Raw genomic sequence first — 20,825 nt, forward strand, 5'->3', positions numbered from 1 at the left:
GCGACACCACCGGCAATCGTCCCGCTGTGCGGACCGGCGAGGACAGGCCTTAGGCCGACCTCGTCATGATCTGGAGCACGTCCAGGCTGCGCGGCGCCGTGTCCGGCTCCTCACCGTCACCGGCCGCGAGCCGCACATGGGCCTCCCGGGCGGCCCGGACCGCCTCCGGCCACGCCTCGTGCTCCAGGTACGCGGCGACCGGGGCGTCCGGCCCGACCTGGTGCATGATCCGCAGCACGCGCAGCACCGCGGTGTCGACGAGGGCCGCCTCCTGAGCGTCACGGAAGATCGTGCCGACGTACTTCTCGGCGGACCAGTGGTCCAGCCAGGTGTCCTCGACCAGCCGGTACACCGCGTCGGTCACGTCGCCGTAGCCGTCCACACCGGCCAGCCAGACGTCCCGCTGGAACCCGGGATCGGAGAGCATGTGCAGGGCCGAGCGCACGTTGCTGCGCCAGCGCCACCACGGCATGTCGTTGACAGGCATGCCGCCCATGGTGGATGAGCGACGGCCACGACGGGAAGAGTTCTCCGAAGCTTGCACGGTCATCGATCGTACGTTCCCCTCCACATCGGTCACACCGGCCCCCGCAATTCACCTGTGCGTCACCAATTGTTGACCCGAGATCACTCACGGGTTAGCCGTGTGGCGGAATCGTGCAGGACCATGACCGGCAGGCGACGCACCCGCAGCACATTCCTCCCCGGCCTCCTCACCCGTCACGCCAGAAAAGGCGCCATCGCCGCGGGCACGGCGGTCGCGTGCGCGTCGCTCCTCGCCGGATGCGGTGTCGTCCCCGGCACCACGGGGGATGCCGGGGACGACACCATCACCGTCATGACCTGGGCCCCGCAGAGCACCAAGGCCACCAACAAGCCCGGCATGCCCGCCTTCGCCCACGCCTACGCCCGCTGGATCAACGCCAAGGGCGGGATCAACGGCCGCAAGCTCAACGTGCTGACCTGCAACGACCACAACGACAGCGTGGCCGCCGCCAAGTGCGCCCGGCGGGCCGCCAAGGAGAACGTGGTCGCAGTCGTCGGATCCTACAGCCAGTACGCGGACTCCTTCTTCCCGTCGCTGGAGGGCGCCGGCATCCCCTACATCGGCGGCTACGGCGCCACCAACGCCGAGTTCACCAGCCCCCTGTCCTACCCCGTCAACGGCGGCCAGCCCGCGCTGCTGGCCGGGCTCGGCAGCGCCCTCGCCGAGTGCGGGCCCGTCGCGCTGATCCGGCCCGACACCATCGCGGGCGACCAGCTGCCCCCGCTGCTCGACTCCGGTCTCAAGGCAGGCGGGCACCGGGCCTCGAACGACCAGCGGGCGGCGGAGGACGCCACCGAGTACGACGGCCAGGCCGCGCGAGCCCTGCGCACGACGGGCACCGACGCGACGGACCAGGGGTGTGTGGTGCCCGCCCTGGGGGACCGCAACGGCACCTTCATGGACTCCTTCCGGCGCGCCCGCGAGGACTACCCCGAGGTGCGGACGGCCACCGTGCTGGGCAGCGTCGACCAGACGGTGATCGACGCCACCGGCGGGGCGTCGGGCCCCTACGAGGGCTCGTACATCACCGGCTGGTACCCGGTGGCGAACGATCCGCGCTGGGACGGGATGAAGCGGGTGATCCGCGAGCAGGCCTTCGGCGACAACCGCATCGACCCCGCGGACGCCGGAGTGCAGACCACGTGGATCGCCTACACGGTGTTCCGGCAGGTCGTCGAGTCGCTCGGCGACGGCGAGGTGTCCGCCGACACGGTGGCAGGGGCCCTGGACGACGGCCTGAAGGTCACCACGGGCGGCCTCACGCCGACGCTGCGATGGCGGTTCCAGGACAAGCTCGCCGCCGTGGGCTTCCCGCGCCTGGTCAATGCGAACGTGACCCTCCAGGTGGTGCGGGAGGGGCGGCTGGTCTCGGCGCGCAAGGGCTTCGTCGACACGACCGGGACGCTGGAGAACGCCGACGTGAACTACTGAGCGCCGCCGCCCGGCCGTTCACGTCCCGCTCGGACCGCCCCCGTCACAGCTGCGTCGGCTGCCGCTCGGTCAGGCCGTACTTCTTCGCGATGCCGTTCCACAGGCCGGCCGCCTTGGCCTTCTCCGTGCTGGCGACGCCGCTGGCCCGGTTGCCGGCCTGGGTCTGGCCGGTGGGCCGGGCCTGCCCCTTCTTGCAGCCCTTCTTGCCGGCCGTCTGGTCGGCCCAGGCCGCGTAGTGGTTGTCGGCCGAGGCGGAGGCCTGCCAGGCCTTGGTGAGGGCGGTGGTCAGCGCGGCGTGACCGGGCAGCCGGTCGACCTCGATGCCGGAGAGCCGGGTGACCAGCCCGGTGCGCTGCTTGGCCGCGTCACGCAGGTCCTTGGCGGCCTGGGCGAGGTTGTCGCAGCCCTTGACGTCGGCGACGGCTCTGATCACCGTGGAGCGGCTGTTGCCGCTGTCGGCGAGGAGCTTGTCCAGTTCGACCGCCTGGGCCCGGGCCGGGTCGGCGGACGGGGAGGCGGAGCCGTCCGACGCGGGTGCGGAGGCGGCCACCGTCTTGTTGTCACCGCCGTCGTCGTCACCGCCGCCTCCGCCACCGGCGAGCAGCGCGCCCGCGCCGACGCCGAGGACGGCGATGCCGATGCCGACGGCGGCGATGACGGGGACGCGCGAGCCGGTACGGCCACCGCGCGACCGGCCTCCGGCGGGCGGGTCCTGGGGCGTGTGGGGAGCGGCGTACGAGGGCTGCGGGCGGGGCTGCTCGACGCGGGGCATCTGCTGCGTGGCCCCGGCGGGGCTCTCGGCGCCGCCCTGGCTGCGGAAGAGGTTGTCGAACTCGGCGGGCGGCTGTTTGTCCCCGCCGGGCACCGGCGGGATGACCTGCGTCGCATCGGCGTCCGGATGCGAGGCGCCCGGATGCGAGGCGGCCGGCAGCGGCCCGGCTCCCGCCCCGGGCCGGGGCCCGGTGCCGAGGAACCGCGTCGCCTCGGGGTCCTCCCCGGAAGGCATCTCGGGCGGCAGCGCCCCCGGGCCCACCGGGGGTATGTACTGCGTCGCCCCCTCGTCGGCGGACGGCGCGACGGGCGGCAGGTACTGCGTGGCCGCGGCGGCCGCGTCCCCGGGGACGGGCGGTATGTACTGGGTGGCCCCCTCGTCGGCGGGCGCGGGCAGCGGGGCGCCCCCGCCGGTGGCCCCGTACGCACCGGAGACCGGCGGCAGACCGCCGCCGTACACATCGGCGCCCGGCTGCGGCTGAGCTCCTCCGCCCGGGGCGCCGTAGGCGTCGGCGGCAGCCGGCAGTCCGGCACCGTACGCACCGGCGCCCGGCTGCGGCTGAGCTCCACCCTGCGGATACCCGTACCCGGAGCCACCCTGGGCCCCCTGCCCGCCGGCCCCCGGCTGCGGCTGGGCCGCACCACCGGCGGAGGCGCCATGGCCGCCCACGGCAGGCGGCAGACCGGCACCGTACGCACCGGCCCCCGGCTGCGGCTGGGCTCCACCCTGCGGATACCCGTACCCGGAGCCTCCGTGAGCCCCCTGCCCGCCGGCCCCCGGCTGCGGCTGGGCTGTGCCGCCGGCCGAGGCGCCATAGGCGGCGGTGCCCTGCGGCACGGCGCCGGAGCCCTCCGGAGGCAGCGGGGCTCCCGCGCCGGTGGCGCCGTACGGGTCGTAGCCGGTGTGGCTCGCGGGCGGCTGGGCCGTGCCGTACGGGCCGGGCTCGGCCGGTACGCCGGTGTAGGGGTCAGGCTGCCGGCCGCCCTCCTGCGGGAGTGCGCCCGGAGCGTGCGCGTCCCACGCGGGCGGCTCCGGCGCGCTCCACTGCTGGGGCTGGGACTGCTGGGGCTGGGACTGCTGGGGCTGGGACTGCCAGGTCCGGCCCGGCGGCGGGGGCGGGGTCTGCTGCTCGCCGGGGCCCCACGGCAGGCCCCAGGTCTGGCCCTCCGCGGGGGCCGAGGCCTGCGGCTCGCCCGCAGGGGGCGGGCCGGACCGGCGGCCCTGGGCGTCGCCCGGTCCGCCCGTCATGCCCGGCAGCAGGGGTTCGCCACCGTCGGAGGGCAGCACGATGCCTTCGCGCGCGGGGCGCGCCGAGGGCTCCTCGCCCTGTCCACTCTGCGTCACCGGGACTCCTACTTATGGGGGACCTTGTGAATCGTCGGGTCACGCTACCGGGTCCCCAGAGCCCCGTGCCACGCAGCACAGGGCCCGACCTCCTGCCCTGTGAGCGCGGTAACACCGGCGGATCACAGGGCGTTGCTCATGTCACCTCCTGCACACCCCGTGGCCGTTTCCCGCACGTTCACGCATCCGCAGACCGTGTGTTCACGCAGCCGCCTGAAGGTCGAGCCGTGCCCCGAACTCCCTTACCACCGCCTCGTCCCGGTACGGCTCCAGCCGCTGCTGGAAGTCCTCCAGGTACTCGGCGCCCCGGTTGGAGCGCAGCCCCTCCAGCAGTTCCACGGCCTTCATGCCGGTGCTGCACGCCTCTTCGATCTCCCGCTGCTGCACCTGCGCCGTGGCCAACAGCACATAGCCGATCGCCCGGCGGCGCGCCCGTGTCTCGGGATGCCCCGCCAGCGACTCCTGCGCGCACCGGGCCGCCGCCTCCGCCTGCCCCAGGTCCCGGTGGCAGTGGGCCAACTCGTCAGCGAGGTAGGCCTCGTCGAAGTGCGCGATCCACACCGGGTCGTCCCCGGCCGCCGGGTCGGCCGCCTCCAGGGCGCTGACCGCGCGCCCCGCCGAGGACTGGGCGGCGCGCACGTCGCCCATGAGGGCGTGCCCGCGCGCCTCCGCCGCCAGGAACATCGACTCCGCCCGCGGCGACACGCGCCCCCGCGCCCCCTCCTGCGCCGCCCGCGCCAACTGCGCGATCTCCCGCGGGTTTCCGAGCTGCGCGGCGAGATGGCTCATGGAGGCCGCGAGGACGTACCCGCCGTAGCCGCGGTCCCCGGCGGCCTGCGCCAACCGCAGTGCCTGGATGTAGTAGCGCTGGGCCAGGCCGGGCTGGCCGGTGTCGACGGCCATGTACCCGGCGAGCTCCGTCAGCCGCGCCACCGCGGCGAACAGGTCCCGCCCCACCGCCTCCCGGTACGACCCCGCGAGCAGCCCCGAGACCACGCTGTTGAGGTAGTGCACGACGACCGGCCGCACATGCCCGCTGCCGTACTGGTGGTCGAGATCCACCAGCGCCTGCGTCATGGCCTGGACCGCCTGCACGTCGGACTGCCCCACCCGGGGCCCGGCCGAGCGCGAGACCTGCGCGTCGGGCGCCGAGATCAGCCAGTCCCTGCTGGGCTCGACGAGCGCGGACGCGGCGACGGAGGAGCCGGACAGGAAGTCCCGCCGCCCCACGTCACTGCGCCACAGCTCGCAGACCTGCTCGATGGCCCCCAGCACCGTCGGCGAGAACTGGAGGCCCACGCCCGAGGCGAGGTTCTTGCCGTTGGCCATGCCGATCTCGTCGATGGTGACCGTACGGCCGAGTTTGCGGCCCAGCGCCTCGGCGATGATCGCCGGGGCCCGGCCCCGCGGCTGCTGACCGCGCAGCCAGCGCGCCACCGACGTCTTGTCGTAGCGCAGGTCGAGGCCGTGCTCGGCACCGCACATGTTGACCCGGCGGGCCAGGCCGGCGTTGGAGCATCCGGCTTCCTGGATGAGCGCCTGCAACCGTTCGTTCGGCTGCCGGGCGACGAGCGGCCTTGCGGCCATGGCGTACCCCCTGAGGCTGCGGTGCCTGCCCACGCACCGAGTTGACGTGTCTTCCGCGGCCGAACCCCTCACGTCCCGGCGAAAAGATCCGGCCGTGAAGATCAATGCCCCGCCGACCAGGCGAAAATGCGAGGCATGTGAGGAATGCCGGGGTAACGGCTGTTGCCGGCCCCCCTCGTGGCTACCCAGCTCCGCGACGGATCCTCCTGCGCGCCCCCGCACATGCACCCATGCGCCCCGCGAACAGGGGCGATGCTCTCCCCCGCGCACACGGGTGGGCGTAACCCCTGGTGACGACCAGAGTTGTGTTCATCGTGGAAGAGACGATCGCCGGCACCGAAGCCGCTCAGATCCCGAAGCAGCGCGGGGAATCGCTGCTGGAGACCGCTGTTCGCTACGCCGAGGAGCGCCACTGGGACGTGTTCCCCGGCACCTGGCTGGAAGCCGTCGACGGCAGCCAGCGCTGTTCCTGCGGTGACGCGGCGTGTCCGGCGCCCGGGTCGCACCCGGCGCGCCCGGACTGGGCGACGCAGGCGACGGGCAGTGCGACGGTCGCGCGACGGATGTGGCAGAAGCAGCCGACCGCGTCGATCCTGCTGCCGACGGGGCGGACGTTCGACGCGATCTCCGTGCCGGAGACGGCCGGGTTCCTGGCGCTCGCGCGCATGGAGCGGATGGAGCTGACGCTCGGGCCGGTGACGCTCACGCCGGACCGGCGGATGGAGTTCTTCGTGCTGCCGGGGGCCGGGGTGAAGGTGCCCGACCTGGTGCGGAAGCTGGGGTGGTCGGTTTCGTCGCTGGATCTGACCGTGCTGGGCGAGGGGGCGTACGTGGCGGCGCCGCCCACGCGGTTCGGGTCCCGGGGGGCCGTGCAGTGGGCCTGCCGGCCGACTCCGGCGAATCGGTGGCTGCCGGATGCGGAGGAGTTGATCTCGCCGTTGGCCTATGCGTGCGGGCGGGATCGGTAGCGCCTGATCGTCTGCCTGGTTGCCTTGATCGGCGGCTGCGGGCCGGTTGTGGTTGTTCGCGCAGTTCCCCGCGCCCCTGAGAAGCCACCGTAGGGTGCAAGGTGACGGAGGGAGGCGCGGTGGGATCCAGCGCTGTGCGGGTGCGGGGGCTCTGGAAGCGGTTCGGGCAGCAGGTCGCTGTCGCCGGGGTCGATCTCGACTTGCCCGCGGGCAAGTTCATCGGGCTCGTCGGACCGAACGGGGCCGGGAAGACCACCACCTTGTCGATGGTGACCGGGCTGCTCAGGCCCGATCACGGGACCGTCGAGGTGGTCGGGCACGACGTGTGGCAGGACCCCGTCGAGGTGAAGGCGCGGATCGGGGTGCTGCCGGAGGGACTGCGGCTCTTCGAGCGGCTCTCCGGGCGGGAACTACTGGCGTACAGCGGGCGGTTGCGCGGGCTGCCCGGTGCCGAGGTCGACAAGCGGGCCACGCAGCTCCTCGACGTCCTCGATCTGGCCGGGGCCCAGCACAAGCTGGTCGTCGACTACTCGACCGGCATGCGCAAGAAGATCGGGCTGGCCAGCGCTCTCCTCCACAATCCCGAAGTGCTGTTCCTGGACGAGCCGTTCGAGGGGGTCGACCCCGTCTCCGCGCAGACCATCCGAGGCGTCCTGGAACGGTACACGGCCTCGGGCGCCACGGTCGTGTTCTCTTCCCACGTCATGGAGCTCGTCGAGTCGCTGTGCGACTGGGTCGCCGTCATGGCCGCCGGGCGGATCCGCGCCACCGGCACGCTCGCCGAGGTACGCGGGGACGCGCCCTCGTTGCAGCGGGCGTTCCTCGAACTCGTCGGCGCGCAGAGCCGGGACGCCGGGTCGGATCTCGACTGGCTGGGCGGCGGTGCCCGGTGAGCGCCGCCGCGATCACCCCCGTCTTCGTACGGCTGAAGCTGTCGCTGCTGCGCAACGGGCTGCGGCAGTCCGGCGGGCGGAAGGCCGCCTACATCACCTCGGCCGTCGTCGCCCTGCTGTTCGCCGCGCTCCAGCTCATCGGCCTGATCGCGCTGCGCGGCCACGCGCACGCCGAGTCGGTGGTCGTGCTGGCCGTGGCGGTGCTGGGGCTCGGGTGGGCGGTGATGCCGCTGTTCTTCCCCAGCGGGGACGAGACCCTCGACCCGACCCGGCTGGTGATGCTGCCGCTGCGGCCCCGGCCGCTGGTGCGGGCGCTGCTCACGGCCTCGCTGGTGGGCATCGGGCCGCTGTTCACGCTGTGCCTGCTGGTCGGTTCCGTGATCGCGGTGGCACGGGGCGGGGCCGCGTTCGTGGTGGGTGTGGTCGCCGTCGTGCCGGCGCTGCTGGTGTGCGTGGCCCTCGCGCGGGCCGTCGCCGCGGCCAACGTACGGCTGTTGACCAGCCGCAAGGGGCGGGACCTCGCGGTGCTCAGCGGGCTCGTCATCGCGATCGGCGCGCAGGTCGTCAACTTCGGTGCGCAGCGGCTCGGGGCGTCCGGGCTGGGCGAACTCGACCCGGCGGCCGGGGTGCTCCAGTGGGTGCCGCCGGCGTCGGCGATCGGGGCCGTGCACGCGGTCAGCGAGGGCTCGTACGGTCGCGCTGCCGCCCAACTGGCGCTCACCGCGGCAGCGCTGGTGGCGCTGCTGGCCCTCTGGTCGCGGCATCTGACCCGGCTGATGACCTCACCCGACGGATCCACCCTGCCGGGCGCCGAGTCGGCCGCCAAGGAGCGGTCCTCGACCGGGCTGGGGCGGCTGCTGCCGGCGGGCCGTACGGGCACGGTCATGGAGCGCAGCCTGCGGTACGTCTGGCGCGACCCGAAGACCAAGGCCGCCTGGGTGACGTCGCTGGCCATCGGGCTGATCGTGCCGGTGTTCAACGCCTGGCAGGGCACCGGGTCGGTGTACTTCGCGTGCTTCGCCGCCGGGATGCTCGGCATCCAGATGTACAACCAGTTCGGACAGGACACCTCGGCGTTCTGGATGGTCGCGATGACGATCTCCTCGACGCGTGACGCCTACGTCGAACTGCGCGCCCGGGCGTACGCCCTGCTGCTGATCACCCTGCCGTACGCCACGCTCGTGACCGTCCTGACGACGGCCATGCTCGGCGACTGGCGGCGGCTGTCCGAGGCGCTGGGGCTGTCCTTCGCGCTGCTCGGCGCGATGCTCGCGACCGGGGCGTGGACGTCCGCCCGTTTCCCCTACTCCATCCCGCAGGAGGGCTACAAGAACGTCGCCCCCGGGCAGACCGGGCTCGCCTGGATCTCCATCTTCGGCGGGATGATGGCGGCCGCCCTGCTGTGCGCGCCCGTCATCGCACTCACGATCTGGCTGAACGTGAGCGCCGACGGCGACGACTGGACGTGGCTGCTGCTGCCGGTGGGCACGGCGTACGGGGCGGGGCTCGCGGCGGCGGGGCTGAAACTGGCCGCACCACGGACGGCCCGGCGGCTGCCGGAGATCCTGGCGGCGGTCAGCAAGGGGTGACGGACCGCCGCCTCCTCACCGGCCGCCGACCAGGGGCGGGGCTCCGGAGGCCTGCCGCCGGCGATGGGTGACACACCCGGCGGAGGACTGCCGCAGGCCAGGGGGGATGCGCCCGGCCGAGCACTGCCGTCGACACGGAGACGCGCCCGGCCGAGCACTGCCGTCGCCACGGAGACGCGCCCGGCCGAGCACTGCCGCCTGCAGGGGGGGCGCCCAGCCGAGCACTCCCGCCGACAAGGAGACGCGCCCAGCCGAGCACTCCCGCCCGCAAGGGACGCATCCGGCCGAGCACTCCCGCCTGCACGGGACGTGCCCAGCCGAGGACTGCCGCCCGCAAGGGACGCGCCCAGCCGAGCACTCCCACCCGCAAGGGGACGCGACCGGCCGAGCACTGACGTCGACAAGGGACGCGCCCGGCCGGGGACTGCCCGTCAGTTGTCGCCCAGCGAGTCCAGGAACGGCTCGATCGCGGCGCGCCAGGCCTCCGGCTGGTCGTAGTGCACCAGGTGGCCGGCGTCGGCGACCTCCGCGTACTGGCCGCGCGGCAGGACCCGGACCATCTCCTGGGCCTCGGCGCGGCCCAGCTCGCCGTCCAGGCCGCGCACGACCAGGGCGGGGCAGCGGACCTGGGTCAGCTCCTCCCAGTGCGCGTCGTACACCCATGTCTCGCGGGAGCGGAGCATCTGCTCCGGCTCGAAGACCGGGCGCCAGCCGTCCGGGGACTCGGCCATGACCTCGGCGTAGAACTCGCCGCGGGCCGGGTTGGGCCGCTCCACCCAGGGGTCGTCCTCGCCGAACCACTTGCGGACGTCGGCGAGGGTGGCGAAGGGCAACGGCCAGGCCTTGAACCACTGGCCCCACTCGCGCTGCGAGGCGGCGCCGAGCGCGGAGGCCCGCATGTCGCAGATGATCAGCCCGCGGACCAGGTCGGGACGCCTGGCGGCGAGCTGCCAGGCGGTCAGCGCACCCATGGCGTGGCCGATGAGGACGACTGGGGCGAGACCGAGCTGCTCCAGAGCGGCCTCGGCGTCGTCGACGTAGGCGTCACGCGTGAAGGAGCCCTGCGGGGGTTTGTCGCTGCGGCCGTGGCCGCGCTGGTCGAGGGCGACCGCGCGGTAGCGCGCGGAGAGCCAGCGGGCGGTGTAGGCCCAGTGTGAGGCACGGCCCATGAGGCCGTGCAGTAACAGCACACCCGGGGAGCCCTCGGGCGCGGTGTGCCCGTCGTGCGCCCCCTGCCCGGCGAGCGCCCCCTGCCCGTCCCGCGCCGGATCGGTCTTGGGCGGGTCCCCGAACTCCCAGGCCGCCAGGCGTACGCCGCCCGTCCCGGTCACGTCGATGCGTCGCGCCATGTCCTGGCACCCCCCAAGCTTCGCGCGGACCGCGGCTCCCTGAGCCGACGGTCCTGTGAACCGTGTTCTGCCTGCTGTGCCTTCTGCCGTGCTGGTTGCCGTACCTGTCGATGCCAGTGTGCCGTGCGCCGCCCGCAGACTATCGAAAGCGCATTCGAGAACGGGGGTCTCGCGGGCAACACCCCTCGTTCGAGTGACTACCCCCGGGGATTGATCGCCGCTGCCGCGGGGAGATCTTCAGCGGGAGGCGGACCGCTCGGGGAAACCGGTCCGAGGGGAATGACCCTGAGAGCTCGGGGCTCCGGGTCAGCACAGGGGAGGACAGGCCCCGGCGCCACACGGCGCCGGGGCCCTCCACGTCTCCACGGCACATCCTCCCGCCCCCTCCCCGGCCGGGCGACATCGCTGTCGAGCCCGGCCCAGAGCCCCTCAGGTCATATGCCTCACGCGACAGCGTCGCACGGGAAGCGTACGAGCGCTGCCATTCGACGGACTGGATCCCGGATTCGGTCCGGATCACGCCAACGCCACAAGAGCCCCCCGCGCAACGGGAGTTGGCACCAGCCGACCGCCCGGATCAGGACTCGCCGACCCGGGCCGGATCAGGCCGGGTCGGCTCGGACCGGACCGGATCAGGCCCGGGCCGGATCAGGGCTTGGCGACGAACACGTGGGACGCGACGTCCGACTCCAGCTCGGCCGCCTCGCCGCCGCTGCCCACCAGCACCCCGCCCGCCGACTCCGTCACGCTCACCACCGAGCCGGGCTGCACGCCCGCCCGCCGCAGCGTGTACATCAGCTGCGCGTCCGTCTGGATCGGCTCACCGATCCGGCGCACCACGACCGTCTTGCCCTCGGCGCCCGGGGCGAGACTGGCCAGCGACACCATGCCCTCGTCCAGGAAGGGGTCGGCGCCGTCCTTCTCGCCGAGCTCCTCCAGACCCGGGATCGGATTGCCGTACGGCGACTCCGTCGGGTGCCGCAGCAGCTCCAGGACACGGCGCTCCACGGCCTCGCTCATCACGTGCTCCCAGCGGCACGCCTCGGCGTGGACCTGCTCCCACTCCAGACCGATCACGTCGACGAGCAGACACTCCGCGAGGCGGTGCTTGCGCATCACACGCGTGGCCAGCCGGCGGCCCTCGTCGGTCAGCTCCAGGTGCCGGTCGCTGGCGACGGACACCAGGCCGTCGCGCTCCATGCGCGCCACGGTCTGGCTGACGGTCGGCCCGCTCTGGTCCAGCCGCTCGGCGATACGGGCGCGCATGGGGACCACACCCTCTTCCTCCAGCTCGAGGATGGTGCGGAGATACATCTCCGTGGTGTCGATCAGTCCGGACATACGTGCCCCTCGAATGAGATCTGCCGGAGGCTGGACGGCTCACCGGCGTGTGCGCTGGCCCTGCACCCAATTCTGCCGGATACCACCGACAACCGTGCCGCGGGAGGGAAAGCCGGAGATTACCCGGCCGTCCGCCAGGGTACGGACTTCCCTTTCGGGCGCTTCCCGGCACTCGGCCCACGCCCCCCACGGCCGTATTGACACCGCACTGGTCCAGACCGCACCGTGATGCGCGACACGAGCCGCGAGGCCAGCCTGAAGGGACCCCGTATGAGCGACCGCGCGCCGGCCGGCCAGTTCATCGACGCCGCGATCGGCCTGCTGCGGCGGCTGCGCGACGAGGAGGCCGAAGGCATCGCCGCCGCCGGGACGCTCCTCGCCGACACCGTCGCCGACGGCGGCCGGCTCTTCGCCTTCGGCGCCGGACACTCCTCCCTCGCCGCGCAGGACCTCGTCTACCGCGCCGGCGGCCTCGCCCTGATGAACCTGCTCGTCGTCCCGGGCGTCGTCGGCGTCGACGTCATGCCCGCACCCCTCGGCTCCGCCCTGGAACGCGTCGACGGCCTCGCGAGCGCCGTCCTCGACAGCAGTCCGCTCCGCGCGGGTGACGCCCTCCTGATCATCTCCCTGTCGGGGCGCAACACCCTGCCCGTCGAGATGGCCATGAACGCGCGCGCCCTGGGCGTCAAGGTCATCGGCGTGACCTCGGTGGCCTACGCCTCGCAGACGAAGTCCCGGCACGCCTCCGGGACGTACCTCAAGGACCACTGCGACCTCGTCCTCGACTCGAAGATCGCGGTCGGCGACGCGGAACTGACCCACGACGACATCCCCGCCCCCTTCGCCCCCGCCTCGACGGTCGTCACCTCGGCCCTCCTCCAGGCCGTCATGGCGGCGGCCGCCACCACCCTCGCCGACCGCGGCATCGAGCCGCCCCTGCTGCGCTCCGGGAACGTCGACGGCGGCCACGACTGGAACGCCCGGGTGATGGAGCAGTACCGCGACCGGATCTTCTACCGGCACTGACGGGCCGGCGGACCGGGTCCGCGACCTCGGCACCGGCACCGAACAGGCCGGCACAAGCGGGTGCGCCCGCCCCGCACTCACCGGATCCGCGCCGGGCGCCCCTCACTCACTCGCCCGACAGCCCCGCCAGATCCAGCGCCGCAGCGATCCGGACCGCCACGTCCTCCGCGTACATCGCGTCGGACCGCTCGAAGGCACTGCGGCCGGCGCCCCGCAGGAACGTCACGACGCCCAGCGTCCGGCCCCGGCTGCGCAGCACCGCGCACAGGGCGTGCACCGCGTCCGGGGGCCACTGGCGGGCCAGCGCCCACTCGCGGGCCGCCTCCGGCGGGGCGGCGCCCGCACTCGCCCGCAGGGCTCCCACCCGCTCCACGCACTGCACGGCCGGATGCCCCTCGGCGTAGCGAACGGGCAGCCCCGCCTGACCGGCCAGCCTGCTCGGGCCCGGCGCTCCGGACGGAGTGGCGGCGACCCGGACCAGCCGGACCGGCCCCTCGGCCTCCGCGTCGGTGAGCGCACCGCCGGCGACCCGGTCGATCAAACCGTGGTCGGCGAAACCGGCCAGGGCGAAGTCCAGATGGACCGTCGCCGCCTCCGCCGGGTCCTCGCACTCGGCGGCGGCCCGCGAAGCGCGGTGCAGCTGCTGCGCACGGAAGCGCAGCAGGGACGCCTCCTGCTCGGCCTGCTTGGCCTCCGTCACATCCTGGAACAACCAGCCCACACCCAGCGGAACCGGCTCCTCCGCCAGCGGCGAGGCCAGCCGCAGGAAGCCGCTGCGCCAGCACCGCCGCTGCTCGCCCTCCTTGGCGCGCACGCTCACCCACACCTCGGCGGGCGCGGGCGGCGCGCCCTCCGCCAGCACATGCTGGAGCGCGCTCTCCAGCTCCTCCACACCGTGCGACAGCAGCTCCCCGAGCGGCCGGCCCAGCACCGACGTACGGCCCGTGCCCAGCGCGCGGGCCGCGTGCGCGTTCACCACCGCCGGCCGCAGATCGACGTCCACCAGCACGACACCCCAGCTGGCATCCTCGAACAGGGCCTCGCTCAGCGCGATCGAGCGCTCCAGATCGATCTGCGCGTGCACCTCGCTGAACGCGCAGTACACCCCCGCCGGCTTGCCGTCGGGCCCGCGCACCGCCGCCGACTGCGTACGGACGAGCACCCGCCCGCCGTCCTTCGTCAGCAGGGCGAACTCGTGCACCTGCCGCCCCGGCGCGTGCATCACCGACAGCAGCCGCCCCTCGACCTCCTCGGCGTCCGCACTGCGCACGGCCCACCCGGCCAGCCCGCGTCGCCCCACGGCCTCGTCCGCGCCCCAGCCCAGAATCCGCTCGGCCTCACGGTTCCAGTGCGTCACGACTCCATCGGCGTCGAACGCGCACAGCGCCGCGTCCATGCCGTCCAGCAAAGCGGCAAGCAGATCCGAACCATCCGAACTCTCCCGCTCGGGCTCGTCCGGCCCCAGCTCGTCGGTGGTCCCACTACGCCGGGAAGCACTCACCTGGACCCCCTGCAGGCTGCGTCCGCACGTACGGCACGTCGGTTCGCTCCTTGCAATCATTCAACTGGAACGTGACCCAGCGCACACCGAGTTCCCACAACATTGAAGGAATCGTTGTACGGCGGCAATCCCCACGTCAACGGCCCGGAGACGGCCCGCGACGCAGGCCCCCACTCCCGTTCCCCCAAAAAAGCGGTTGATCCGGAGCCGAACGCTTTCCTAGGGTTCCAGGTACACGAGAGAGGAGGTGGTTCGGCAGATGTATGGAAACCGGACGCGTGAGGTGGCTGCGGGCTAGCGGCCCGTCACCACACTCAGTGCGGTGCCGAGCCAGCGCGTGAGCGAGCGTGCAGCCGGCCCAATCTCAGGCAGTCACCCGACCCGCGAGTCGCCGGTACGTCCGGCCGGCTCCTCCCCAGGAGGAACCAGACTCGCGGGTCGTCTGCGTTTTTCGGCGTCTTCCGGGGGGCGATGACCGTGGGTGCGTGGCGCGAGGACCGGATCGGGAGCGCCCTGAGGGGTGAGAACCCGGCCGTGATGCGGCGGCTGGAGGATTCTCGGGAACGCCGACGGGTTTCTCCACGCTCATATGTGGCCGCGGTACGACTGGGAGCCCGCAGAGCTCGTGCGGCGGCCCGTGTGGCTCTACCCGCGGGGGATGTGGGGCGAGGAGCGGTACGCGCTCGGGGCTCGGCACGGCCCTCTGCGGGAGGCCATCGGGGAGGAGCTGGACCGGCTCTCGGAGCGAGACGGGCGGACGGCCTCACCCGGGGGTGGGTGAGGCCGTCCGGGTGGGGAGGGTCAGTGGGCGATGTCCCCGTAGCCCTCGATGTCGTGCGGGTCGCGGGTGCCCGGGCCGATGTAGCGGGCCGAGGGGCGGACCAGGCGGCCGGTGCGCTTCTGCTCCAGGATGTGGGCGGACCAGCCGGCCGTGCGGGCGCAGGTGAACATGGACGTGAACATGTGCGCCGGGACCTCGGCGAAGTCCAGGACGATGGCCGCCCAGAACTCGACGTTGGTGGCGAGGACGCGGTCGGGGCGGCGGGCGTGGAGTTCCGCGAGGGCCGCCTTCTCCAGGGCCTCGGCGACCTCGAAGCGGGGGGCTCCCAGCTCGCGGGCGGTGCGGCGCAGGACCCTGGCCCGCGGGTCCTCGGCGCGGTAGACGCGGTGGCCGAAGCCCATGAGGCGTTCGCCCTTGTCGAGGGCGTTTTTGACGTAGGCCTCCGCGTCGCCCGTGCGTTCGATCTCCTCGATCATGCCGAGGACGCGGGAGGGGGCGCCGCCGTGCAGCGGGCCGGACATCGCGCCCACGGCGCCGGAGAGCGCTGCTGCCACGTCCGCGCCGGTCGAGGCGATGACCCTCGCCGTGAACGTGGACGCGTTCATGCCGTGCTCCGCGGCGCTCGTCCAGTACGCGTCCACCGCCGCCACGTGCTTGGGGTCCGGCTCGCCACGCCAGCGGATCATGAAGCGTTCGACGACGGACTGCGCCTTGTCGATCTCCCGCTGCGGAACCATCGGCAGGCCCTGCCCGCGGGCGGACTGGGCGACGTAGGACAGAGCCATGACGGCCGCGCGGGCCAGGTCCTCGCGGGCCTCCTCGGCGTCGATGTCGAGGAGGGGTTTGAGGCCCCAGACGGGCGCGAGCATGGCCAGGGCGGACTGGACGTCCACGCGGATGTCGCCGGAGTGCACGGGGATGGGGAAGGGCTCGGCGGGCGGCAGACCGGGGTTGAACGCGCCGTCGACGAGCAGGCCCCAGACGTTGCCGAACGAGACGTGGCCGACGAGGTCCTCGATGTCGACGCCCCGGTACCGGAGTGCGCCGCCCTCCTTGTCCGGTTCGGCGATCTCCGTCTCGAACGCGACGACTCCTTCGAGCCCGGGTACGAAGTCGGACATCAGGCGGCTCCTCGTGGTGGAAGTGACAGATGGTGTGATGTGGGGTGGGACTGCGAACCATGTGTCAGTCGGCTTGCGAAGCGGGCGGCCGTCCGGTGGATCCACGGTCGTGTGCGGCGACTCGCGGTCCTGGCCGGTTGCCCCTGTGATGCCCCGTCCGGCCGACGGTCACCCAACCGGAACGGCACGGAAACGATAACTCCGAGTGCCACGGTTGGGGAGGGTTCGCGGCACTCAGTGCCAGGCAGTGACGAAGGACACCGTCCGTACGGCAAGATGACCGGGTGACCGACCGCGACGACGTTCCCTTCGATCTGGCCTCGATGCGCAAGCAGTACCGGGCCGAGGGGCTCTCCGAGACCGAGCTCGCCGCCACCCCCGTCGAGCAGTTCGCGCGCTGGTTCAAGCAGGCGGCGACGGACGGCGGGCTGTTCGAGCCGAACGCCATGATCGTCTCGACGGCCGACGCCGAGGGGCGGTCGAGTGCCCGCACGGTGCTGTTGAAGCACTTCGACGAGCAGGGCTTCGTCTTCTACACGAACTACGACTCCCGCAAGGCCCGTGACCTGGCGGAGAACCCTTTCGTCTCGCTGCTGTTCCCGTGGCACCCCATGGCCCGGCAGGTCATCGTGAGCGGGATCGCCCGGCGTACCGGCCGGGACGAGACGGCGGCCTACTTCCGCACCCGCCCGCACGGCTCACAGCTGGGGGCGTGGGCCAGCGCCCAGTCCTCGGTGGTCTCCACCCGGGCGGACATCGACGGCGCGTACGCGGAGCTGGCCGCGCGCTACCCGGAGGGCGAGCAGGTGCCGGTGCCCCCGCACTGGGGCGGCTTCCGGGTGGCGCCGCAGTCGGTGGAGTTCTGGCAGGGCCGCGAGAACCGGCTGCACGACCGGTTGCGGTACGTGGAGCAGCCGGACGGGAGCTGGCGGGTGGAGCGGCTCAGTCCGTGAGTTTCAGATGCCGATGAGCCGGACTCGGTCGCCGCACAGCCGCGCCATGTCGTCGACATCGGACGTCAGCACGGCCACCGGGCCCGGCTGCCGCAGTGCCACCTCGGCGACGGTCGCGTCGATCGCGTACTTGTGGCCGTGCAGCCCGGCGGCCTTCAGCAGTTCCGCGGATGCTCTCGCGGCGGCCTCGGTCACCGGCTCGACCTTGACCCGCGAAAGCGCCCACCGCAGCCGGGGCATGTTCACCCGCGCATGGCTGACTTCCACGATGGTGTTGGCGCCGATGACGAAATCGGCGCCCATGGCGTGCAGCACCTGGAACATCGCCAGGATCTTGCGGTCCTGGGCGATCCAGGCGGAGAGCCCCTGAGAGTCCAGGACGGCCGTCTCGACGTGCTCCATCACGCAGCACCCGCCGATCCGCCGGTATCCGTCGTGCCGAAGATCCTGGAGCGGGCCTCGGCCAGTTCCTCCTCGGTGAAGGCCCCGTGCTCCTCCTGGTGGCGCATCAGGTCGGCGCCGAGCAGCTGATGCCGCAGCTGGCGTGCCACCGCCTCGGCGACATAGCCGGAGACGTTGTCGGTGAGCTTCCTGAGTTCGGCGACCTGATCGGTCGGCAGGGTCACCGTGATGCGTGTCGTGTCCGCCATACTCCGAGCATACTGCGGTATGCGCAGCCCGCGTCCGCGCTGACACCTGCCCCCTCAGCCCAGCGTCTCCTCCAGCAGCCCGGCCCACTGGGCCACCACCCGCTCGCGGCGGGCCGCGTCGTCCGTGAGGAGGTTGGCGAGGCCCAGGCCGCGGGCCATGTCGAGGAGGCCCTGGACGGTTTCGCGGACGCCGGGGAGGGATTCGTCGGCGGCGAGGAGGTCGACGGCTATGCGGTGGGTCTCGCGGCCGACGCGGGATTCGAGCTCGGTGACGCGGGGCCGCAGCTGCTCCTCGTTGGAGGCGGCGACCCAGAGGTGGAGGGCGGCGCGGAACAACGGCCCCGTGTAGAGGTCGACCAGGGCGGCGACGACGGCGTGCCGGTCGCCTGCCGCGCCCTCGGGGAACAGGGCGCGCAGGGCCGTGGAGCGTTCCTCGGCGACGTATTCGACGGCCGCCGTGAAGAGGTCCTCGCGGGTCGGGAAGTGGTGCTGGGCGGCGCCGCGGGAGACGCCGGCGCGTTCGGCGACGACGGAGACGGTGGATCCCGCCCAGCCGTGTTCGGCGAGGCAGGACACGGCGGCTTCGAGGAGCCGCTGCCGGGTGGCCCGGCTGCGGTCCTGCTTGGGGACTCTCTCCGCACGGTCGGCCGTGCTCACACCACCCATGCCGCATCCCGTCGTTCGAGGAAGGCCGTCATCCCCTCGCGGGCCTGCGGGGAGGAGAAGAGCCGCGCCGAGAGCGCGGTCAGGGCGTCCGCGTCCCGGTCGAAGGCTTCCAGCACCCTAGCCGTGAGCAGCCGTTTCGTCTCGGCCAGGGCGTCGGGGGCGGAGCGGCGCAGACCGTCGAGGATGGGGTCGAGGGCCTTGTCGACATCGCTGTCACAGGTCGTGAGCAGGCCCGTTGCCACCGCCTCCGCCGCGTCGAAGCGTTCGCCGGTGAGGTAGTGGCGGGCCAGTGCGCGGGGGTCGGCGCGGGGCAGGAGCGGGAGGGAGATGACGGCTGGGGCGACTCCGATGCGGACCTCGGTGAAGGCGAAGGTGGCGTCCGTGGAGGCGGCGGCGATGTCGCAGGCGGCCAGGAGGCCGAGGCCGCCCGCGCGGACGTGGCCGGTGACCCGGGCGACGACCGGTTTGGGCAGCTCGACGATCTGCCGCAGCAGGGCGACCAGGGCCTCGGGGCGCGGCGGGTCCTTGAGGTCCGCGCCCGCGCTGAAGGTGTTGCCGGTGTGGGTGAGGACGATCGCGCGGACGCCTGGGTCCTTGCCGGCGGCGGTGAGCGCGTCGGCCAGGTCGCCGGCCAGGGCCGCCGACAGGGCGTTGCGGTTGTGCGGTGCGTCGAGGGACAGGGTTTCCACGGCTCGCGTGCGGGTGCGGGTGATCAGCGTCATGCGCTCTCCCTGAGCTGTCGGCGGAGGATCTTGCCGGAGGCCGCGCGGGGGACGCCGACGATGAAGGTGACGTGGCGTATCCGCTTGTAGGGGGCGACGCGTTCGGCGACGTACATCATGATCTCGGCCTCGGTGAGGTCGGTGGCGGACGGCTGGCGGACCACGTAGGCGTGCGGGGCCTCGTTGCCGTCGTCGTCGTACCGGCCGATGACGGCGGCGTCGGCGATGCCCGGGTGGGTGAGGAGCAGGGCCTCCAGTTCGGCGGGGGCCACCTGGAAGCCCTTGTACTTGATGAGTTCCTTGACGCGGTCGACGACGAACAGCCAGCCGTCGCCGTCCACATGCCCCACGTCGCCGGTGTGCAGCCAGCCGTCGGGGTCGATCATGGCGGTGGTGGCGTCGGGGCGGCCGAGGTAGCCCTTCATGATCTGGGGTCCGCGGATGAGGATCTCGCCGGGTTCGCCGGCGGGGAGGTCCTTGCCGGGGTCGTCGAGGGAGACGATGCGCATCTCGGTGCCGGCGATGAGTTTGCCGACGGTTCCGGGCGGGGCGTCGCTCATGGCGTCCAGGGGGACGACGTGCGTGCCGGGCGACAGTTCCGTCATGCCGTAGGCCTGGCCTACGGGCGGCAGGCCGAGGCGCTGGGAGCAGGCGAGGGCGAGCCGGGCGTCCAGGGGTGCGGCGGCGCTGACGATGTACTTCAGGGACGACAGGTCGTACTGGGCGACGGCCGGGTGCTTGGCGAGGGCCAGGACGATCGGCGGGGCCACGTACAGGGCGGTGATGCGGTGGTCCTGGACGGCCGCGAGGAACTGTTCCAGGTCGAAGCGGGGCAGGACGACGACGGTGGCGCCCTGTCGCAGGGGGGCGTTCATCAGGGCGGTGAGGCCGTAGATGTGGAAGAAGGGAAGAACCGCCAGGACTCGGTCTCCCGGGCCGGCGGGGATCGCCGGGTGGAGTTGCGCGAGGTTGGTGGCGATCTGGCGGTGGGTGAGCATCACGCCCTTGGGGGTGCCGGTGGTGCCGGAGGAGTACGGCAGGGCGGCGACGTCCTCGGCGGGGTCGATGGCGATCTGCGGTTCGGGGGCCGCCGAGGCCAGCATGTCGATCAAGGAGCGGTGGCCGCTCGCGCTGTCGCAGACGAAGATCTCGCGTACACCGCCCGCGAGTTCGGCGGCCCGGCGGGCGACGTCCAGCAGCGGTGACACGGTGACGATCCAGCGGGCCGCCGAGTCCCGCAGTTGTTTGGCGAACTCCTCGGCGGTGGCGAGCGGGTGCACGGTCGTGACGGTGGCGCCCGCGCGGGTGGCCGCGTAGAAGGCGGTCGGGAAGGCGATGGTGTTGGGGCTGTGCAGGGCGAGGACGTCGCCCTTGCGGACCCCGGCCTCGGCGAGGGCGGCGGCGACGCGCCGGTGGAAGCGGTCGACCTGCTCGTAGGTGAGGGTGGTGCCGTCGGTGCCGTCGATCAGCGCCGGGAGGTCGCCGAACTCGGCGGCCCCGGCGAGGACGGCGTCGTGGATGGGCAGGTCGACGGGCGGGACGTCTGCGTACTCGCTGCGGAACATGGCGGGTTCCTCCTCGCGG

18 protein-coding genes and 1 pseudogene are annotated in these 20,825 nt (G+C 73.0%); 7 read left to right on the forward strand and 12 right to left on the reverse strand.

Annotated elements, in window-relative coordinates:
* Positions 1-49: 49 nt before the first annotated feature.
* A complete protein-coding gene (locus AB0E85_RS01445; RefSeq protein ID WP_033312170.1) occupies positions 50-550 on the reverse strand; it encodes a hypothetical protein in 501 nt (166 codons plus the stop codon).
* A gap of 117 nt (positions 551-667) precedes the next feature.
* On the opposite strand from AB0E85_RS01445, the gene AB0E85_RS01450 reads away from it, so the two are divergent.
* On the forward strand, positions 668-1,978 hold the full coding sequence (locus AB0E85_RS01450; RefSeq protein WP_361921264.1) for an ABC transporter substrate-binding protein: 1,311 nt from the start codon (positions 668-670) through the stop codon (positions 1,976-1,978).
* Between the two features lie 43 nt (positions 1,979-2,021).
* Here AB0E85_RS01450 and AB0E85_RS01455 read toward each other — a convergent pair whose 3' ends face one another.
* Together AB0E85_RS01455 and AB0E85_RS01460 are read right to left on the reverse strand one after the other, a co-directional pair.
* The gene (locus AB0E85_RS01455; RefSeq protein ID WP_361921266.1) at positions 2,022-4,094 is read right to left on the reverse strand and encodes a hypothetical protein; all 2,073 of its coding nucleotides are present in this window, start codon (positions 4,092-4,094) and stop codon (positions 2,022-2,024) included.
* Between the two features lie 201 nt (positions 4,095-4,295).
* Positions 4,296-5,681 (reverse strand): transcriptional regulator, encoded by a 1,386-nt coding sequence (locus AB0E85_RS01460; protein ID WP_361921268.1) that lies wholly within the window; start codon positions 5,679-5,681, stop codon positions 4,296-4,298.
* A 305-nt stretch (positions 5,682-5,986) separates the two neighbouring features.
* On the opposite strand from AB0E85_RS01460, the gene AB0E85_RS01465 reads away from it, so the two are divergent.
* From AB0E85_RS01465 to AB0E85_RS01475, 3 genes are all read left to right on the forward strand, one after another.
* Positions 5,987-6,649, forward strand: coding sequence for a bifunctional DNA primase/polymerase (locus tag AB0E85_RS01465; protein WP_097217294.1), 663 nt, complete (start codon positions 5,987-5,989; stop codon positions 6,647-6,649).
* Positions 6,650-6,750: 101 nt separating this feature from the next.
* A complete protein-coding gene (locus AB0E85_RS01470) occupies positions 6,751-7,542 on the forward strand; it encodes an ABC transporter ATP-binding protein (RefSeq protein WP_033312174.1) in 792 nt (263 codons plus the stop codon).
* The gene (locus AB0E85_RS01475) at positions 7,539-9,131 is read left to right on the forward strand and encodes a transporter (protein ID WP_361921271.1); all 1,593 of its coding nucleotides are present in this window, start codon (positions 7,539-7,541) and stop codon (positions 9,129-9,131) included. The genes AB0E85_RS01470 and AB0E85_RS01475 overlap by 4 nt, the downstream gene beginning before the upstream one ends.
* A gap of 431 nt (positions 9,132-9,562) precedes the next feature.
* On the opposite strand, the gene AB0E85_RS01480 is transcribed toward AB0E85_RS01475, so the two are convergent.
* Positions 9,563-10,480 (reverse strand): alpha/beta hydrolase, encoded by a 918-nt coding sequence (locus AB0E85_RS01480; protein WP_361921272.1) that lies wholly within the window; start codon positions 10,478-10,480, stop codon positions 9,563-9,565.
* 648 nt (positions 10,481-11,128) lie between these two features.
* On the reverse strand, positions 11,129-11,821 hold the full coding sequence (locus tag AB0E85_RS01485; protein ID WP_020276329.1) for a metal-dependent transcriptional regulator: 693 nt from the start codon (positions 11,819-11,821) through the stop codon (positions 11,129-11,131).
* Positions 11,822-12,091: 270 nt separating this feature from the next.
* Here AB0E85_RS01485 and AB0E85_RS01490 point away from each other — a divergent pair, with 270 nt between their 5' ends.
* A complete protein-coding gene (locus AB0E85_RS01490; RefSeq protein ID WP_361921274.1) occupies positions 12,092-12,847 on the forward strand; it encodes an SIS domain-containing protein in 756 nt (251 codons plus the stop codon).
* Positions 12,848-12,953: 106 nt separating this feature from the next.
* Here AB0E85_RS01490 and AB0E85_RS01495 read toward each other — a convergent pair whose 3' ends face one another.
* Positions 12,954-14,408 (reverse strand): PAS domain-containing protein, encoded by a 1,455-nt coding sequence (locus AB0E85_RS01495; RefSeq protein WP_361921276.1) that lies wholly within the window; start codon positions 14,406-14,408, stop codon positions 12,954-12,956.
* 411 nt (positions 14,409-14,819) lie between these two features.
* Between AB0E85_RS01495 and AB0E85_RS01500 the strand changes: the two are divergent.
* A pseudogene (locus AB0E85_RS01500) lies at positions 14,820-15,129 on the forward strand (hypothetical protein).
* A gap of 20 nt (positions 15,130-15,149) precedes the next feature.
* Here AB0E85_RS01500 and AB0E85_RS01505 read toward each other — a convergent pair.
* Positions 15,150-16,250 carry a citrate synthase 2 gene (locus tag AB0E85_RS01505; protein ID WP_033312181.1) on the reverse strand — a complete coding sequence of 367 codons (1,101 nt, stop codon included), beginning with the start codon at positions 16,248-16,250 and terminating at the stop codon, positions 15,150-15,152.
* 284 nt (positions 16,251-16,534) lie between these two features.
* Here AB0E85_RS01505 and pdxH point away from each other — a divergent pair, with 284 nt between their 5' ends.
* Complete coding sequence (gene pdxH, locus AB0E85_RS01510; RefSeq protein WP_361921278.1) at positions 16,535-17,203, forward strand: pyridoxamine 5'-phosphate oxidase; 669 nt, start codon at positions 16,535-16,537, stop codon at positions 17,201-17,203.
* Between the two features lie 3 nt (positions 17,204-17,206).
* Here the strand turns inward: pdxH and AB0E85_RS01515 are convergent, their stop codons facing one another.
* From AB0E85_RS01515 to AB0E85_RS01535, 5 genes are read right to left on the reverse strand one after another with little or no spacing between them, the layout of a single operon-like run.
* The gene (locus tag AB0E85_RS01515; RefSeq protein ID WP_361921280.1) at positions 17,207-17,608 is read right to left on the reverse strand and encodes a DNA-binding protein; all 402 of its coding nucleotides are present in this window, start codon (positions 17,606-17,608) and stop codon (positions 17,207-17,209) included.
* Complete coding sequence (locus AB0E85_RS01520; protein WP_361921282.1) at positions 17,605-17,853, reverse strand: type II toxin-antitoxin system CcdA family antitoxin; 249 nt, start codon at positions 17,851-17,853, stop codon at positions 17,605-17,607. The genes AB0E85_RS01515 and AB0E85_RS01520 overlap by 4 nt, the downstream gene beginning before the upstream one ends.
* 54 nt (positions 17,854-17,907) lie before the next feature.
* Positions 17,908-18,519 carry a TetR/AcrR family transcriptional regulator gene (locus AB0E85_RS01525; RefSeq protein WP_062927511.1) on the reverse strand — a complete coding sequence of 204 codons (612 nt, stop codon included), beginning with the start codon at positions 18,517-18,519 and terminating at the stop codon, positions 17,908-17,910.
* A complete protein-coding gene (locus tag AB0E85_RS01530) occupies positions 18,507-19,241 on the reverse strand; it encodes an enoyl-CoA hydratase family protein (protein WP_361921284.1) in 735 nt (244 codons plus the stop codon). The genes AB0E85_RS01525 and AB0E85_RS01530 overlap by 13 nt, the downstream gene beginning before the upstream one ends.
* A complete protein-coding gene (locus AB0E85_RS01535) occupies positions 19,238-20,806 on the reverse strand; it encodes a 4-coumarate--CoA ligase family protein (RefSeq protein ID WP_361921286.1) in 1,569 nt (522 codons plus the stop codon). Before AB0E85_RS01535 ends, AB0E85_RS01530 begins: the two co-directional genes overlap by 4 nt.
* Positions 20,807-20,825: the final 19 nt, after the last annotated feature.

Origin of the sequence: Streptomyces sp. NPDC029044, from assembly GCF_040637495.1 — a bacterium.
Classification (GTDB): domain Bacteria; phylum Actinomycetota; class Actinomycetes; order Streptomycetales; family Streptomycetaceae; genus Streptomyces.